Raw genomic sequence first — 14,519 nt, 5'->3', positions numbered from 1 at the left:
CCGTAATATCTCCCAGCTCGCCACCAGAGCATTTTCTCCCCCGGTGGCACTGCTGGCGCAAACTCAACCGGAACAAACCACAGATTCAGCATTCTTTTCACGCAAAACCGCCTGACGAAATGTGAACGGGTTGTCTCAGTCATGGCTTCTTTCCCTCTGTTCGATTACTTCCAAACCCAACTTTAAGGCCAGCGCATGTTCTGCTCTGGCGCCTGCGCTGAATTGCCAGCCGGTCAGCAGGTATATTGCTTCGGCGCGCTGCAGCATTGTCAGACCGATAGCCATGTAATCAGCTTCCGTCAGACCATCCGGCAGGATCGCCGGATTCAGTGGCACATGCTTTTCAAATGACAGGTTTATAGCTGCCCGTTTGAAAGCAGGGCGGTTGAAATGTGGCAGGCCTGTCATTGGCCCGGCAATATAAACTTTCATTTCAGCCCACCCTCGTAGCCGTGCGCAGTACCTGATAAATCTGGTGTGCGATAGTGCGTTCATTACCCACAGGGCAGGCTTTGAAATATTCATAAGCGGCGGTGATCGCCACCTGGTGCTTTTCCAAAAAGTCGGTTTTAAGGCGCGCAATTTCGGCTTGTTCTTCAGTATTGCGGCGGAACCAAACGCTATAAGGGCCGTCCTCGGTATCGTGAATTGAGGCAAGGAACCAGCCTTCACCGATTGGCGGAGTAGGGTTCCAAGCAGAAACATCAGCTTCGCCTACTTCATAGGCGGCCTGAATATCGTCAGCTGCTGGATCGGCATCAAGTGACAGGGTATAAACCTCGACACCCTGAGCTTTTGCCCACGCTTCAAATTCGCCTGGCGCTGGGTATTCGTTACCGTTGGCCGGTTCGAAGAAATCAGGGTGAGTCCAATATCCCAAGTTATCGGCATTGCGTTCTGGTGTGACCGGTTGAATAAGTTTCATGGCTGCATTCCTAAATAAGTAATTTCCAGATTTCGGCGTGAGCGAATCCCTTGCCAGTGATGGCAATTAAATTTCAGTAATAACGATTCACTAAATGCCCCGGTGGGTCAGGGCATTTAAGGCCGCGCTATCAGGCTTTGAACTCACCGATGAATGTTTCGACTTCAACGTCGGTGAAGTTGGCTTCCAGCAGTTCGCGGAACTCGGTCGCCATATGCTCTTCTTCGGTTTCAAGCTGGACAATACGCAGAACCAGCACCGGAGCATTGCCGCCGGTCAAGACGCTGTAGCGAAGGCGGAAGCGGCGATCACCCAGACCTTCATACGGCACGCACTTAAATTCAAAAGCCGCTGGCATGACTTCTTTGCTTTTCGCTTCCACGCTTTCCATTACTGACCGTTTGGCACCGAAATCACTGTCTTCATGATCCGCAGAACTGGATGCTTCGATGGTGATTTTACGGACGCCGCCGATCGCTTTCTTGATGTCCAGCACTTCGCCGTCAGCGGTGAAAGCCATCAGGAATTCAGACCAGTCTTCGAGCCACTCGGCCAGGTCCTTCTGTGAGTTTTTATCGCCATTGATGTTCAGCAAAGCCTGGAATGGCGCAGTGCGTTTCAGTTTCAAAACTGCGATGTTATCTGCGTGACCTGGTGCAGCCAGCGTGCCGAGGTTAAACACGGTAACCGCCGCCATGTTGTCAGCATTGATGAAGCTGCGGACGCCTTCTCCTGCATAATCTTTGCAGTAGCGGGAGAAATCCTGAATGCTGGCTGTTTCCATTTTCCCGCGGAACCGGAACCGGCCATCCTGCAGGTTTTCCAGCGAATGAATGCGTACTGATTCTGGCAAGGCAACAGCAGGGCAGTCAGCTGAAGACAGGCGTTCTTCCAGCAGATTAGAAAGGGACATATCCCGGACTTCTTTGATTGCTGATGCGTCTAAAACTTGAGACATAACAATTTCCTTTTATCGGAGAGGTTAAACGATGTTTATCGCGCGTCGCGGAGCTTGCCGTCAGGATCGCCGCCGATGGTGAACAACTGGCCCTGATCTTCCTGCATGATGGTCAGCTTGCCGCCTTTGCCCACATACATTGGGGTTTCGGTGGTGTCTTCCTCAGACGTTTTCCCGCGAGGCGTAGGAGCTGAGAACTTCAATTTGTGAGCCAGCATCACGCGTTTTTCTTCCATCGAATTACTGATCCGGGAAACATCAATCTCGATGGTCACTTTGCCTTTACCGCCGTTATTCAGAACACCCAGAGCGGCAGTATTCAGCGCTGCGGCAATTTTGTTTTCGAAAATACCGGCGTCCAGTTCGGAGAGAAACTCCGGGACGTTGGTCATACGACTTTCAGCCATTTGCATTTCCTCAGTTTCACAATGCACTTTGTGAACCATTGATGCGGGCCGAAACCCGCACTATAAAACTCAGGACTTCTTACTAATCACCGGCCAGATAACCACCAGTAGAGCCACAACCAGAAAACCATCGGCGACGGTTGACATAATGCGGCTGGTGAAGTCCACAGCGACGACCAGAAACAAGATCAGGCCAGCACCGACCAGACGGAGTTTGCCGATCATAAGTACTGGTCTAAAGACAGTTGCAGGGACTGAGCGATTTTCTTCAGAGTGACTTCTTCTTCCTCGCCGATGCCGTCCTGATCGGCGATGTCCAGACACAGGCACAGGACATCTACAGCATCAGAGGTGCCAGCGACATCAGACAGTTCACGGTCACCTGGTCTTTTGAAAGATAAATAGAGCCCAGTATCAGGATCCTGACCAGCCCCGTGTTATTGGGGGTTCCCGAAGCACTCCACGTTTGAATACCAAAGTTCGCCAATCAGAATACCCCCGTCAGTTCCCCGATCTGCACGCGCAGCACGCCATTGCCATCAGCAACGCTGATCGTTGTGTTGGTGGTTTTCATCTTGCCGCCGCTCCCCGTGCCGTAGTTAACAAAGGTGCCGCCTTTATCCAGCCTCCAGCCGGAGACGTTAGCCACGTAGTTCGTGGACTGAATGAAGTTGCCGATCTTGGCGTTGGTAATTGTTCCGTCCTGAATGAAGCCCTCATCAATGAACGTCTGTCCGCTGCGGATAGCGAAGAATGCTTTCGGCGTGCCGTTGACGTCTGACATCACCACAAAGTTATTCGCCAGAAAGGCCACCGTAGACTGCATGCCTTCAGGTGTGTTCTCCAGCCCAATCCCCATACCCGCTGCGTAATACTGGCCGTTGCTGGTTACCCCCAATTTGATGCTGTACTGGGCTGAGACATTGCCTTCAAGGTCGGCCATCGCGCTCGCTGTTGTCTGAACCACAGCGTTGGTTTCGTTGAATTGAGCTTCTACAGTTTGCTGATATTCCGCAAAAGCACTATTTGCATTAGCCTGCGCTGTCTCGGTGGCGGTTACCCTTGCCCTAATTAAACCGGACGCTACCCGTTGTCCGGCCGCGTCTTTATCGTTAGAGAGCGCGTTCTCAATGGCGGCAATAGCGAAACTGTCAAAAGAGGCTTCTGTTACGCTGGTAAGATTTGCCAGGGCCTGTTCAGTGGTCGTCTGTGCTGTTTGCAATGATCCGATAGATGCTGCATTCCCATCAGTTGTCGTTTTGACGCTATCAATCCTTGTTCCCAGTGCGGTATCCGCAGTGGATCGCGCCGTTGCTTCAGACGTGATGGCCGTAGTGTTATTGCCGACAGTAGTTGTCAGGTTATCAATACGGGTACCCAGCGCCGTATCAGCTGTTGCGCGCGCCGTTGTTTCACTGGTGATTGCAGTCGTATTGTTTCCGACAGTTGTTGTCAGATTATCAATGCGAGTACCCAGCGCGGTATCCGCTGTTGCACGGGCTGTGGTCTCCGTCGTGATAGCAGTTTTATTCTCACCGACCTGAGCATTCGTTATATCGATCCGGGCGCCCAGCGCAGTATCAGCCGTTGCGCGTGCGGTAGTTTCGGTGGCAATTGCCGTTTTATTACCGTTCGCAGTGGTGGTTACCGCAGTGATCTGCTGGGCCTGATTAACATCATTCTGCTGAAGGATGGTGACCTGAGATACAACCTGAGCGATTGAAGAAGTGCTACCGTCGGTTATGGCATCGACCTTTCCCTGCAGGTCAGTATTTACCTGGTTGATATGGTCGTTGGTATCTGTGATAGATTTCTCGGCGGCGGCAACAGAGTCATTCAGTTCACTAACCGATTCTTCAACTGAGTCAACTCTTGCGACTAGTTGCTTACCCAAGTCAGAATTAAGGACTTCTTCAGCAATATCACCGAGAATTTCAGAAACATCGACCGATGAGGTTCCCATGACAAAATCGGTCCAGTCACCAACATTGCCAATTCTGTCAACCAGTCGGGCGCGGTACCAGCGGCGCACACCTGCTGGCATCGGACCATGTTGATAGGAGGCTCCGGGGTAAGGGACGGTGACCAGTAAAGTCGGGTTTTGATGGTCGTCAGTGGTTGACTGTTGCAACTCTGTGTAAGCCGTGTCGCCACTGCCCGCGGGGAACGCCCAGGTTACGTTGATATTCCATACGATATTATCGCTGGCGAGCAGGTTGGTCGGCATCCCCGGCTTACCCACCTTGCCATTCAGCGTGGTTGATTCTGCATACCCCCATGGTGATGACACATCGACCGCATTAATCGCACGGACGCGGACGTCGTAAACACCGGCATATATCCCCTGAATGGTAAAACCCTGCGCGCTGGTCTTGCCAACGTTTACCCAGTCGCCGTTGTCTTTACGCCATTGCGCAGTGTAATTTATCGCACCCTCCACTTTATTCCAGGATGCCTGAAGCGATGCCACCGTGAGGCCCTGCGCAATGTGGTCAACTTCGGTGATCAGGATATTGGCCGGTGCTTTCATCACGTTGGTTGGCGTGACAGTAATCGGTGCTGCATCTACTTTCACGCCGTCATCGATGTACCGGTACTTATTCGGGTCATGCTGTACGCCGGCCACCGTAAAGGTACCGTCATCATTAGAGGAAATTGAGGTGATGCGATAATACTGAATAGCCAGGTTATCGCTGTCGATGGCCCACACTGCGCCAGCGACCGGTGTCATGCGATATGCCATGGCCACGGTGTACGTTTTCTTATCGGCGCTCACGGCACTGATTGTCCGTGTCTGCGCGGTTCCGTCTGGCAGATTCACCACAAGACGATCGCCGATGCCGTAATCTGCGACACGGTCAAGGGTGACATTTCTGCCGTTCACCGCACTGATGCGGCCGCCGTTGGCTTTCCCTGCCCTGAAAGGGTCAGCAATGCCAATGATCTCCGCCGGCATCGGGATATAGCCATCGAGACCGACACCAAAAGAAACCGTGCCGTCTTTGGCATTGGATAAGAGCACCCAACGCCCGCGGCGGTGTGCCTCACTCTGCGACGTGCAACCAATTGCCATAAGTTGGGTTTCATTCCAGTTGTATCGCTCAACCAGATCAGGCTCATAGACGCTTTCAGGGGTGTCAGAAAAGTGATTTCCCGGATCAGACCAACTGACCAGACAGGAGGAAAACCGGTTTTTATAGGAGCCGCCAGCGTAGGTAAAAAGGCCGTCGACTACGTTCGCGCTGTGATAAGTAAAATCTACGTCATCCTGCGGCACATCGGCCCGCACGAATATCTGATCATTACCCCAGAAGGTAATGCCACGAAAGACAGCCGCCAGATCCCGGAGTACCGTGTAAGCATCCTGCTGGCTCTGGATGAAAACGTTACAAGTAAAACGCGGCTCGGTACCTCCGACCCCGTTGGAAACCGGTTCGTCGCAATACTGCGCAATGCTGTAAAGCTCCCATTTATCGATCATGGTCGCGTCAACCCGGCCGCCCATGCCATAAATCTCATCGAGCACCAGGTCGTAAAAAATCCACGCAGGGTTGTTACTGTAGGCAATTTTAAAATCCCCTGCCCAGGTCCCGCTGTACGTTCTTGTATCCGGGTTATAGGTTGAAGGCACCCGGATCAGTTTGCCCTTAGGCTTGCAGGTGGTTTTTGGCACGCTCCCGTTAAACTGGCTGGAGTCGAGCTCGATATAAAGCAGCGCCGTGTTCGGATAGCGCAGCTTGCTGTCGATCACTTCGGCAAAGGAAAATACCTTGAAGGCGTTAATCAGTTTGGTAGAGGTCGAATCAGCGGTGATACGCCGGACGCGAATAGCCCAGCCAGTGGTGGCGGACGGCAATCCGGGCTGAACCATGCCAGACCGACAGGACGCCCAGCGGTTGCCGCGATAGGGTCAACATCAAACACTGATTCGCAATAGTGAAGAGTTTCAGGGTGATTGGTGCTGTGCATAGCAATGGCGTTCTCGTCATGATTGATCGCGATATCCACGCTGCGACCCGTTGCCATTTCAATACCGGTACTCGCACCGCCGCCGCCTGCAAAATTGTCTACGATGATTTCTTTCACGCTGTTGCTCCCATTTTGCGGGCAAGTGTGCCGGCGGTATCAATGATCTGGTCGACCGGCATTCCGTCCATTTTCAGGCGGTTGATGTGGTGACGAAGTTTGTTCTGCAAATGCGCGTCGAGATTTGAAGACTCGGCGACCTGGTCAAAGAGATGATTCACTTCGGCTGGCCATACGCGGTTGTTGGTTTCCGGTACCGGAATAATTTCTGGAATATTTTGCTGTTGGATATGTTGTAACGCGCCAGCCGGAACAGCCAGATAATGACCTGCCAAAACCTTCACGCGAGAATTGCGCGCTGGCGGAATCGTGGTAAAGGTCGCTGGTACCAGCTCGATATCGTTGAACGGGGTTTCATTGCCCCAGTGATGCCAGCCAGCAGCTTCACCGCGACTGAAAAGCTCGATGCGGGAAACCTGACCGTAAAGCTCTTCAAGACGGAAGCGAACTTCGGCAGGCTTTTCGCTATGTTCGCCACGGCAGCTGTAAACGACCTGCTTAACGCTGGCGCTGAGGCGTTCAAGCCCGGCGCCGCGTGTGGCGATCAGAACATCTTCGCTATTGCCACGGGTGTAATTGCCGCCGTTCATCACCGTTTCGGTGCTCAGCGCATCAAGAAAATCTTCAAAATCGAGCATGGTCTGATCTGCCAGCGCCCTTTCTATACGTCCGCGCGCCTGCTCGTAGAGCTTGACCCAAGTAAAAGCTTTCATGGTTTTGACCTTGAAGCCCCAGGCCTGCGCCAGCTCAACCGCTTCTGAGGCGAAGTTTCCGGTGTACCACATCGCAAGAATCGCGTTTTCATCAGCAATTGACCAAACCGGCAGGCGCTTCATTTCTTCGGTTGGCATAGTGCTGTAATGGTCACCCGCTGCGCCATTGCTTACTTTGTTGGAATACTGCCAGGCCGGATCTGCATAAATCAGTTGATAGCTCATGCTTTCACTCCCTGCTGGCGCTGGGCGCACTCTTTCCAAATCTTGGCCCACGTCGTAATGGCGAAATCTGCGCGCATGCTGCGAACGCTGGCTTTGCTGGCCTCTGTACACACCATTTTTTCCAATGCACTCGGTGCTTTAGTCGCCGCAACGCCGCTGATGAACCGGCGGTATGCCGCATCCCGCTCAGCCGTATCAACTTCTACTCCACCTTCAGCGGTCCATTTTCCGTTCACACATACCGGACGCCCGCTCTTCGCCCATTTGGTCGCGCTGAGCAGGTAGCCTTCAAACTTGGCTGGCTGGAACAGAGTTGCCGGGCGCAGATATTCAGCCATTTTTGGAGAGTCGCCCCAGTGAACCTGCTTGTATTCGATAACCAGTTGCAGTTCTTCCAGCGTGTGGCCTTCACGGAGACGGGCACGCATGTTTTCCAGTGAGCTGTTAGCGGGCTGATACCGTGTCAGGGGCATGGTCGTATGCTGTGCCCTCTGGTTATAAGGTGGCCGTGATGCAGTCTCCGGTCATGGGGGCTGCGCTTTCATCGGCCCGGCGAAAAATCACCACGACGACGACCGGCGTGTCCCTCTCAAACGCCGGATCCGATTATTCAACCGGGACGTTCACGGCGGCAGAAGGCTGGCTGATCGTCTACTTAGTGAAGCAATAACATGGCTAATTATGGGGCAATGTTGGTCGATGAGTTCGGGATACCGTTCTCTACGCCAGATACGACGCCGATGAGTCTGGTTTCAAAGAATGTGTACAACTTTGGCGGAAGCGGCGGCGTGATTAACTTAGCCGTATCAGTATCTAGCCCCTTTGTTGTCGCCTTTAAATCTGACGTAACCGGCGTATATGGACGGCTGGATAATAACGGTGGAGCGTACACGCTTACGGTAGGAACATTGGCCGGCGGAGGTGTTGGGAATGTTACCGTCTATATATTTGGCATCGTCATCCCTCAGCCGAAGCCAGCGTGGGGAATAGCGATCAATAACGCGCAGGGCCAGTGCATACTGACCAATGAAACCAAAGTGATGAATCCGCCCGTTGCAGTTGGGACGCCGGGTAACCCTGCTGATCTTGGATATAACATTGATACTACGCTCGGCGGTAACTACGCGGTAATGCCGCAGATGACGGGCCTCATGGTCGGCGTTATTCATTCTGGAGGAGCAACCAGACCCTTTCAGTCTCCGATCCAGACGTATGCTTATTTCAACGGAGCAACCACCCGCGTTTCGTCTTCTCAAACAACCAGCCCGGGCGGTGATCAGCTTGAAAATGTGGGGTATGCGAATTCTAACGATCTGATATACGTGATAGATGTATCTTCTTATTAATCAATGGATTGAATTCAACGATCGTTTTGAACGATCAATTTCACGTAATTGATCTGTTTAACCAATTATCCCTCTCCAAACATCGTTGTTATCGTCCCGATATCCAGTATCGAAGGGACATAAAAATGACAAAGATTTTATTGGTGATTGCACTGGCGGGAGTGCTTACGGGATGTTCAGGCGTGCTTGAGAAGCAGCAACCCGTTTGTAGCGGTACCGCGCTCATCGGTGGACAGGAAACGTCCGTGCAAATTTATGGCGTCCGTAAGGTAGCCAGTCAGACCCAATATAAAGCCGGAGACCCTTTTGGCTGGCGCTGGGTCAGCAGATCAAACTTCACATCGACGACGTGTGAAAAATAAATTACCCAACCTAAACAGACCCGCTTCGGCTAATGCCAGTCACTTAAGCATTTTTATGAATACAAATTCATTTTTGTGCTTCAAAGGATAATGAAGGAATCAGGCTTATAGCGCTATTTTTCTTCATCGAAGGCCCAAATTCACGGGCCTCATTTCCTTAAGTGACCAGCATTACCCGCTTCGGCGGGTTTTTTATTATCTGGAGTAACGTAAAAATGGCTTGGTATAAAACAGGCACGGTTGCAGTAGCGGCAACAAAGGTTACCGGCACCGGTACAAACTTTTTGGATGCCAAGTTCGGCATCGGACCGGGGCAAGCCTTTCTGCTTCCGGCATCAGGTACCGTTAAAATCTATGAGATTGCCAGCGTCGAAGATGCCACCCACCTGACGCTAACTACATCTGCCGGAACCGTAGCGGCTGGCGCTGCTTATGCGGTGATGAGCTTCTATACGGACTCCGTGCCTGACTTTTCCAAGCGCCTGGCAGCTCAGCTGGGTTACTACCAGTCCCAGATGGATGGCTGGCAGCAGATCATGACCGGTACTGGCACAATCGCTATTGTCGCGCCGGATAATACCGTTGTTAACATTTCCAGCTTCTCCAAGCTGACATCAGATATAGCGAAAGCGTATGCAGACGGTGGGAATTTAGGATCGACAATTTTCCCCAATAATCTCGGGAATACCACAGATTTTAATATTTATTACCAGACGGCCAATGCTAACGCGATAATTGCGAACGGCTATCCAATTGGGAAAGCCGGGACATTATTCGTGACCAAATCTGCGTATGGTTGCCAGCAGATGTATATCACGTTTCAGGGTGAGGCTTTTGTTCGTGGCCTCACGGGTAATTTTACTCCTGCGACGCCTAACTGGTCCGACTGGTGGCCCATTTTCACAGGCAAGAGCATCATTCCTGTGGCAAATGGCGGTACCGGCGCAGCTACTGTCGCAGCGGCTCCCTTCGCGCCCAAAGCATCACCAGCATTTACAGGTAACGCATCGGTGACAGGAAACTTAACTGTGGGAGCGCAAGTTACAGCGGGGCCTGCGGGGTTTTACACTCAAGGAATAAGCAACCCAGCCATTCAAGGTTCGTGTGTAGGATGGAACGGAACAGGCATATCGGGCGGGACTGACATTGTTAATAACCGGGGCCTCGGAGATGGCGGCTTCCGTTTCCGTATTGTGAATAACACTAACACCGCCGTTATTGCAGATTTCACGATGAACAATGCAGGGGTAGGCCAATCCTCCGGAGGATGGCAGGCGGTATCTGACATTGACGTTAAGCACAATTTGCAGGAGATAGACCCTGAGAAAGCACTGTCAGTTCTCACCTCGTGGCGGACTTGCTCATGGGATTACTGCGATGTCCCGAGCGAATACGACGAAGCCGGAAAAGTAATTTCGGTAACAAAGGGCGCTAAAGGTTTTGGTTTCATTGCGCAGGACGTCCAGAAAGATTGTCCTGATGCAGTCACATTGACTAAAAACCCGCAGCTTTATATCGACGAGGAAGGGGAGCTCTTCGCAAAAGAGGATACATTATCGCTCAACACATTAGGGGTATCAGCTGCATATTCTGGTGCCGCTATTAAAGCATTAAAGAAACGCAATGAAGACCAGGCAGAACTTATCGCGGTTTTGTTGAAGCGTTTGAAAGCGGTCGAAACAAATCTCGGGATCAACGGCGAACCGGCCTCATAACTATCTTTCCTTGTCGATCAGCGGCATAAAACATTCACCCGTTTCCTTACTTCACAATCAAAAAACCTTATGATTATACTGTATGCATGAACAGTGTTTCGTGAGGTCTATATGGCAAGAAATTCAGACATCAATGTCGCTTTTCGCAACAGTATTACGCGAGTTCCGAAGAGAGGGAATGTAGTCACCACGGTTCGTTTCGTTCAGGAACTGGCAAAGGTCAATCACTTCTGGTCAAAGCAGGAGGCGAACGACTGGATAGTGCGCTATCAAACGTGCTTTCGTGATTACTCGGATCACCACGGCGACGATAAGTGTTTTTTCATGATGAACATGGGTTATGTGATGTGAGGAGGGGAGTATGGGATTTCCAAGTCCAGCGAGTGATTACGTCGAGTCTCGCATTGACCTGAATAAGGTGTGCTCCTTCGGTGGTCCATCTGTGCGCATATTTACAGCTGAGCATTACCACGGTGAGCACATAAATTCAGGAACAATGCTGCTTGTTGATAGTGCAATAAAACCCGTAGACGGCCACATACTGCTTATCCAGATCGATGGTAAGCATGAGGTTTACAGGCTGGTGACAATTGTCCGGAGCGGGCTGGAGTCGCTGATCGATAAAGATGACTTCATTGCTTTCGGTGATGAATTTTTAGATGACGGGATTGTTGTTGAAGGTGTGGTGACGTTCATTATCAATGATGCTGGTAACCAGGTGTTTGATGATACACCGTGCATCTGAAATGCATGGGCACCAATGGGACATAGATATTTCACGGAGGTGCATTGTGGTGAGCAGTAGCAGTAAATCAATTTTTCTAAGTCACTGAAAAGTAACGCATGTGCATTGATGTGCATTGTTTGAAAAAGAGGCTCAGTACCGAATATGAATATTGAGCCGACTCAGCCAAACTCAATCAATTAGAAGCAGTAAAATGGGAGATCAAATCACTTGTTTTCAGATAACAACCAATGACAATTACAAGGATGCTCATAAGCGTGAGCAACCAATGTTCTTTCACAGAAGATAAAATCCATAATGGATGGTAACTTCTGAATTTATACCATTTGTTGTTTGTTTTTAGTGACTTATCATTAACTCGTTCAGCAATGTTGCATAAGATATCAACTTTACGCATCGTCGACATCTCTAACTCACGGTACTTAGATTGTGTATAAGCGGCAGCTTCTTCCTCTCCCGTCATAACATCTTTGTCCGCGATGTTATTTTTCTCGACAAGAGCTAACATTCGTCCCTTTCTGCCATTTTTTGCCATATGCCCGATATAGTTTCGGCCGTATATGGATACAACTAGTCTCGCTAAATCAACTTTATGATCATCTTGAAGTATAAACGGGATTCCACCTAAAACGGCGTAACGATGCTGCAAAGCCTGGAAGCCGTAGTTATTATCGCGCATGTTCCAGTGCAAGTATGTAAGGTTGCTGTTTTGCTTGATAAAATCAAAATAGTTAGTAAGTAGATGAATCTCCAAGGCATCCAAATTTACAGGATCGTTAACATCTAGCTTCAGTAACTCTGCAGACCTGTTTAAAGCCCAATGGTGTGTCTGAGCATTTCCAAGGTTACGAAGAGCTATGGAAGTTATACGCGTAGAATTGCCACTGGCCTGATTGTAGAAAGATTCACACGAATAATGGATAACATAGCATTGCAATTTGTTCGCAAAAGCTTTGTTAATGATTTCAATGCTTTCCTTTCTATCCTTTATCAACTGCTGAATAGCCGACGCCATGTGATTTCCTCGACAAAAAAAAACCCGCAAAAAGCGGGTTTTAAAGTTTTCGTACAGGATCCGCGTATCTTTTACGTATCCTTTTCTGTCTTGATGGTGTCAGTGCTGAGTCCTAACTATGCTCATATGTTGCTGGTTTCTAAGAGCTTGTCCTGTCACTGTCCTATCTAAATTGGTGGAGCTGGGGGGATTTGAACCCCCGTCCAGAATTACTACACCGTCGGCACTACATGCTTAGTCCAATCTTTACATTCGCCGGTTAGCTGCGGATGGACACGCCACTAACAAACTATCCTGATTGGGTTTAACGCTTTCACCCCAGGCAAGGTGTCCACGCGATCTCTTTTGGGTTTGACCTCTCTTGATCCCCGTCCTAAGAGCGGAGGCTAGGGAGAGAGGGCTCTAAGCAGGGTATTAAGCTGCTAGGGCGTAGTTTTCGTCGTTTGCGACTATTTTTTTGCGGCTTTTTACGAGGCCAACCGCCCCTCGGCATGCTCCTTGGGCTTCGCAAATCCTGTCGAATCCAGAATCAGCCCCAAGTACTATTTCGTAGTATACCAGCAAAACACCAAGCTAAGCCAGAGGCTTAGCGATTTGCGTGCTTCATGATACGTGCTTTGTCTACTTTCCATTCACGATCTTTAATGTCATCGCGCTTGTCGTGCTCTTTCTTACCTTTAGCCAGACCGATCTTCACTTTCGACCAGGCATTTTTCCAGTACATGGAAAGCGCGACGACGGTGTAACCATCGCGACTGACTTTACCGAACAGCGTTTCTAACTCACGCTTGTTGAGCAGTAATTTTCTTGTACGGGTCGGGTCACACACAATATGAGTGGACGCCACGTTAAGAGGTTGAATGGTTGCGCCAAACAAAAAGGCTTCACCGTCGCGGAATGTGACGTAGCTGTCAGTGATGTTTGCTTTACCAGCGCGCATCGATTTGACTTCCCATCCCTGCAAAGCAAGCCCCGCCTCAAATTCATCTTCGATGATATATTCGTGGCGAGCGCGTTTGTTCATCGCGATAGTCGCGGAACCGGGTTTATGTGCTTTTTTCTTTGTCATAGTGATACTTATTATACTGTAAGCGATGCCGATTGAAATCCCCACGCAGTGAGAGTCGGGAGTTTTTCCTGTTTGTGGCAGCCTGTGCTTCGTTGTTTTTATTACCGCGCGGATAAATGGTATTATCTGTACGTTTTATGACACCTGGAAAATGATATGCCACAGATAAGTCGTTCTGCGCTTGTGCCGTTCAGCGTGGAGCAGATGTACACCTTAGTGAATGATGTCGACGCCTACCCGCAATTTCTGCCTGGTTGTACCGGCAGCCGTATCCTGGAAAACAGCGATACGTCGATGACCGCAGCGGTTGATGTTTCCAAAGCGGGCATCAGTAAAACTTTTACCACCAAAAATACGTTAATCAGCAACAAACGCATTGATATGCAACTGGTGGATGGTCCGTTCCGTAAGCTGACCGGAGGATGGGATTTCATCGAACTTAGCCCGGATGCCTGTAAAGTTCAGCTCAGTCTTGATTTTGAATTTACAAATAAATTGATTGAATTAGCATTCGGTAAAATCTTCAAAGAACTTGCTGGCAGCATGGTTCAGGCATTCACTCTACGCGCGAAAGAGGTCTACAGTGTCTGAGATCCGCGTTGAAGTGGTCTACGCGTTGCCGGAACGTCAGTATCTGCGAACGGTAAAACTGGCGGAGGGGAGCAGTGTCGAACAGGCAGTGAAGGCTTCCGGTTTACTTGAGTTGCGTCAGGATATCGATTTAAAACAGAATAAATTAGGTATCTATAGCCGGCCGGTGAAGCTTGCCGACGTGGTCAGCGACGGTGATCGCATTGAAATCTACCGGCCCCTGATTGCAGATCCGAAAGAGTTACGGCGTATACGCGCCGAACGTTCTAAAAAATAAGGCGCCTCAGGCTAATGCCGGTCACTTAAGGTGACCGGCATTGTTTTTTAAGGGATATTTCGACCTTTTTTCTCTCACTTCCCTC

17 protein-coding genes, 1 other RNA gene and 3 pseudogenes are annotated in these 14,519 nt (G+C 50.2%); 7 read left to right on the top strand and 14 right to left on the bottom strand.

The genetic code is table 11. From position 1 onward, the window contains the following. Nucleotides 1-135: 135 nt before the first annotated feature. The 11 genes and pseudogenes from DXU84_RS18515 to DXU84_RS18470 all read right to left on the bottom strand — a co-directional run bounded on the left by DXU84_RS18515 (nt 136) and on the right by DXU84_RS18470 (nt 7,787). Complete coding sequence (locus DXU84_RS18515; protein WP_153376483.1) at nt 136-432, bottom strand: DUF4406 domain-containing protein; 297 nt, start codon at nt 430-432, stop codon at nt 136-138. A gap of 1 nt (nt 433) precedes the next feature. Then, nucleotides 434-925: a hypothetical protein gene (locus DXU84_RS18510; protein ID WP_013577811.1), complete on the bottom strand. Its 492-nt coding sequence runs from the start codon at nt 923-925 to the stop codon at nt 434-436. A 130-nt stretch (nt 926-1,055) separates the two neighbouring features. Beyond that, nucleotides 1,056-1,883 (bottom strand): YfdQ family protein, encoded by an 828-nt coding sequence (locus DXU84_RS18505; RefSeq protein WP_153376481.1) that lies wholly within the window; start codon nt 1,881-1,883, stop codon nt 1,056-1,058. A 35-nt stretch (nt 1,884-1,918) separates the two neighbouring features. Next, on the bottom strand, nt 1,919-2,290 hold the full coding sequence (locus DXU84_RS18500) for a hypothetical protein (protein WP_129952704.1): 372 nt from the start codon (nt 2,288-2,290) through the stop codon (nt 1,919-1,921). Nucleotides 2,291-2,359: 69 nt separating this feature from the next. After that, complete coding sequence (locus DXU84_RS18495) at nt 2,360-2,515, bottom strand: DUF3927 family protein (protein ID WP_153376479.1); 156 nt, start codon at nt 2,513-2,515, stop codon at nt 2,360-2,362. Next, nucleotides 2,512-2,667: pseudogene (locus DXU84_RS18490) on the bottom strand (tellurite/colicin resistance protein); the annotation flags it as partial. The pseudogene DXU84_RS18490 and the gene DXU84_RS18495, both read right to left, overlap by 4 nt. 110 nt (nt 2,668-2,777) lie before the next feature. Further along, the gene (locus DXU84_RS25190; RefSeq protein WP_370461815.1) at nt 2,778-3,257 is read right to left on the bottom strand and encodes a DUF1983 domain-containing protein; all 480 of its coding nucleotides are present in this window, start codon (nt 3,255-3,257) and stop codon (nt 2,778-2,780) included. Between the two features lie 918 nt (nt 3,258-4,175). Then, nucleotides 4,176-6,146, bottom strand: a pseudogene (locus DXU84_RS25185) (host specificity protein J); the annotation flags it as partial. Beyond that, nucleotides 6,140-6,376, bottom strand: a pseudogene (locus DXU84_RS18480) (DNA cytosine methyltransferase); the annotation flags it as partial. The pseudogenes DXU84_RS18480 and DXU84_RS25185, both read right to left, overlap by 7 nt. After that, nucleotides 6,373-7,314, bottom strand: coding sequence for an MT-A70 family methyltransferase (locus DXU84_RS18475; protein WP_153376475.1), 942 nt, complete (start codon nt 7,312-7,314; stop codon nt 6,373-6,375). The gene DXU84_RS18475 and the pseudogene DXU84_RS18480, both read right to left, overlap by 4 nt. Then, on the bottom strand, nt 7,311-7,787 hold the full coding sequence (locus DXU84_RS18470) for a conserved phage C-terminal domain-containing protein (protein ID WP_228389025.1): 477 nt from the start codon (nt 7,785-7,787) through the stop codon (nt 7,311-7,313). Before DXU84_RS18470 ends, DXU84_RS18475 begins: the two co-directional genes overlap by 4 nt. Before the next feature lie 38 nt (nt 7,788-7,825). On the opposite strand from DXU84_RS18470, the gene DXU84_RS18465 reads away from it, so the two are divergent. From DXU84_RS18465 to DXU84_RS18445, 5 genes are all read left to right on the top strand, one after another. After that, on the top strand, nt 7,826-7,984 hold the full coding sequence (locus DXU84_RS18465; RefSeq protein ID WP_153376473.1) for a hypothetical protein: 159 nt from the start codon (nt 7,826-7,828) through the stop codon (nt 7,982-7,984). Between the two features lies 1 nt (nt 7,985). Beyond that, nucleotides 7,986-8,660, top strand: coding sequence for a hypothetical protein (locus DXU84_RS18460; RefSeq protein WP_153376470.1), 675 nt, complete (start codon nt 7,986-7,988; stop codon nt 8,658-8,660). Between the two features lie 125 nt (nt 8,661-8,785). Continuing rightward, complete coding sequence (locus DXU84_RS18455) at nt 8,786-9,022, top strand: cor protein (protein WP_153376468.1); 237 nt, start codon at nt 8,786-8,788, stop codon at nt 9,020-9,022. 161 nt (nt 9,023-9,183) lie between these two features. Continuing rightward, nucleotides 9,184-10,737 carry a pyocin knob domain-containing S74 family peptidase gene (locus DXU84_RS25420; RefSeq protein ID WP_153376466.1) on the top strand — a complete coding sequence of 518 codons (1,554 nt, stop codon included), beginning with the start codon at nt 9,184-9,186 and terminating at the stop codon, nt 10,735-10,737. Nucleotides 10,738-11,098: 361 nt separating this feature from the next. Next, the gene (locus DXU84_RS18445; RefSeq protein WP_153376465.1) at nt 11,099-11,482 is read left to right on the top strand and encodes a DNA repair protein; all 384 of its coding nucleotides are present in this window, start codon (nt 11,099-11,101) and stop codon (nt 11,480-11,482) included. A gap of 175 nt (nt 11,483-11,657) precedes the next feature. Here DXU84_RS18445 and DXU84_RS18440 read toward each other — a convergent pair whose 3' ends face one another. The 3 genes from DXU84_RS18440 to smpB form a co-directional block, all read right to left on the bottom strand. Further along, nucleotides 11,658-12,497, bottom strand: a complete 840-nt coding sequence (locus DXU84_RS18440; protein ID WP_153376463.1) for a hypothetical protein — start codon at nt 12,495-12,497, stop codon at nt 11,658-11,660. Nucleotides 12,498-12,670: 173 nt separating this feature from the next. Next, nucleotides 12,671-13,034, bottom strand: a transfer-messenger RNA (tmRNA) gene (ssrA, locus tag DXU84_RS18435). A gap of 49 nt (nt 13,035-13,083) precedes the next feature. Then, nucleotides 13,084-13,566, bottom strand: a complete 483-nt coding sequence (smpB, locus tag DXU84_RS18430; protein ID WP_013576739.1) for an SsrA-binding protein SmpB — start codon at nt 13,564-13,566, stop codon at nt 13,084-13,086. 156 nt (nt 13,567-13,722) lie between these two features. Between smpB and DXU84_RS18425 the strand changes: the two genes are divergently transcribed. Both DXU84_RS18425 and DXU84_RS18420 read left to right on the top strand, forming a co-directional pair. After that, nucleotides 13,723-14,157 (top strand): type II toxin-antitoxin system RatA family toxin, encoded by a 435-nt coding sequence (locus DXU84_RS18425; RefSeq protein WP_013576738.1) that lies wholly within the window; start codon nt 13,723-13,725, stop codon nt 14,155-14,157. Then, nucleotides 14,150-14,434, top strand: a complete 285-nt coding sequence (locus DXU84_RS18420; protein ID WP_013576737.1) for an RnfH family protein — start codon at nt 14,150-14,152, stop codon at nt 14,432-14,434. Before DXU84_RS18425 ends, DXU84_RS18420 begins: the two co-directional genes overlap by 8 nt. The last annotated feature ends 85 nt before the right edge of the window (nt 14,435-14,519 follow it).

It is taken from the genome of Rahnella sp. RcJ3 (genome assembly GCF_009498575.1).
Classification (GTDB): Bacteria; Pseudomonadota; Gammaproteobacteria; order Enterobacterales; family Enterobacteriaceae; genus Rahnella; species Rahnella aceris.
Note: the sequence above shows the minus strand (reverse complement) of the source record. Positions and strands in the feature narration are given on the sequence as shown.

What these genes read in the sequence shown, in the direction of transcription:
- smpB (WP_013576739.1), bottom strand. Translation starts at nt 13,566, where the DNA reads ATGACAAAGAAAAAAGCACATAAACCCGGTTCCGCGACTATCGCGATG.
- DXU84_RS18495 (WP_153376479.1), bottom strand. Translation starts at nt 2,515, where the DNA reads ATGATCGGCAAACTCCGTCTGGTCGGTGCTGGCCTGATCTTGTTTCTG.
- DXU84_RS18445 (WP_153376465.1), top strand. Translation starts at nt 11,099, where the DNA reads ATGGGATTTCCAAGTCCAGCGAGTGATTACGTCGAGTCTCGCATTGAC.
- DXU84_RS18505 (WP_153376481.1), bottom strand. Translation starts at nt 1,883, where the DNA reads ATGTCTCAAGTTTTAGACGCATCAGCAATCAAAGAAGTCCGGGATATG.
- DXU84_RS18500 (WP_129952704.1), bottom strand. Translation starts at nt 2,290, where the DNA reads ATGGCTGAAAGTCGTATGACCAACGTCCCGGAGTTTCTCTCCGAACTG.
- DXU84_RS18425 (WP_013576738.1), top strand. Translation starts at nt 13,723, where the DNA reads ATGCCACAGATAAGTCGTTCTGCGCTTGTGCCGTTCAGCGTGGAGCAG.
- DXU84_RS18515 (WP_153376483.1), bottom strand. Translation starts at nt 432, where the DNA reads ATGAAAGTTTATATTGCCGGGCCAATGACAGGCCTGCCACATTTCAAC.
- DXU84_RS18440 (WP_153376463.1), bottom strand. Translation starts at nt 12,497, where the DNA reads ATGGCGTCGGCTATTCAGCAGTTGATAAAGGATAGAAAGGAAAGCATT.
- DXU84_RS18455 (WP_153376468.1), top strand. Translation starts at nt 8,786, where the DNA reads ATGACAAAGATTTTATTGGTGATTGCACTGGCGGGAGTGCTTACGGGA.
- DXU84_RS18510 (WP_013577811.1), bottom strand. Translation starts at nt 925, where the DNA reads ATGAAACTTATTCAACCGGTCACACCAGAACGCAATGCCGATAACTTG.
- DXU84_RS18475 (WP_153376475.1), bottom strand. Translation starts at nt 7,314, where the DNA reads ATGAGCTATCAACTGATTTATGCAGATCCGGCCTGGCAGTATTCCAAC.
- DXU84_RS18460 (WP_153376470.1), top strand. Translation starts at nt 7,986, where the DNA reads ATGGCTAATTATGGGGCAATGTTGGTCGATGAGTTCGGGATACCGTTC.
- DXU84_RS18470 (WP_228389025.1), bottom strand. Translation starts at nt 7,787, where the DNA reads ATGCCCCTGACACGGTATCAGCCCGCTAACAGCTCACTGGAAAACATG.
- DXU84_RS18465 (WP_153376473.1), top strand. Translation starts at nt 7,826, where the DNA reads ATGCAGTCTCCGGTCATGGGGGCTGCGCTTTCATCGGCCCGGCGAAAA.